Source organism: Rhodococcus sp. P4_B6 (assembly GCF_056402215.1).
Genome location: NZ_JBFUHV010000475.1, coordinates 1 through 801, shown reverse-complemented (window position 1 = coordinate 801; position 801 = coordinate 1). Strand labels below are relative to the sequence as shown.

The 801-nt window shown below is 68.5% G+C and carries 2 pseudogenes; both read left to right on the top strand.

Annotation, left to right across the window (positions count from 1 at the left end):
- Window positions 1–129, top strand: a pseudogene (locus AC1DWT_RS51650) (IS256 family transposase); the annotation flags it as partial.
- Window positions 130–186: 57 nt separating this feature from the next.
- Window positions 187–801, top strand: a pseudogene (locus AC1DWT_RS51645) (alcohol dehydrogenase catalytic domain-containing protein); the annotation flags it as partial.

The following is an 801-nucleotide window of genomic DNA, read 5'->3' as shown; positions in this document are numbered from 1 at the left end:
CAGCACGACGAGTGGATCGAGGGGCGCCGCTATCTCGGTCTGGACGTGCTGGCCCGCTCCCGCACCGACAACACCACCGACAGCAGCACCGAGTCCACCGAGGAGGTGACACCGGCCTTGACTGCCTGACTCACCCGACGAGGAGTCACGCGACGACGTCGTACACCACCTCCCTGGACTTGACCTATTCCGGATCCGGGTCCGGGTGAGGTGGTGGTGGAAATCGCGGCGTGCGGTGTGTGCCACACGGATCTCACCTACCGCGACGGCGGGATCAACGACGAGTTCCCGTTCCTGCTCGGGCACGAGGCGTCCGGGATCGTGGAGAGTGTCGGCGCGGGTGTGACGTCGGTGGCGGTCGGCGATTTCGTGGTGCTGAACTGGCGGGCCGTGTGTGGGCAGTGCCGGGCGTGTAAGCGCGGTCGCCCGCAGTACTGTTTCGACACTCACAACGCGGCGCAGAGGATGACGCTCGAGGACGGCACCGAACTGACCCCGGCGCTGGGGATCGGCGCGTTCGCCGACAAGACCCTCGTTCATGCGGGGCAGTGCACCAAGGTCGACGCCTCCGCGGACCCGGCGGTCGTCGGGCTGCTCGGGTGCGGGGTGATGGCCGGCCTCGGTGCGGCGGTGAACACCGGCAACGTGGGCCGCGGTGACACCGTCGCCGTGATCGGCTGCGGCGGTGTCGGTGATGCGGCGATCATGGGTGCCCGGCTGGCCGGGGCGAACAAGATCATCGCGATCGACCGGGACGAGAAGAAGCTCGAGTGGGCGAGGGATCTGGGTGCGACGCACACG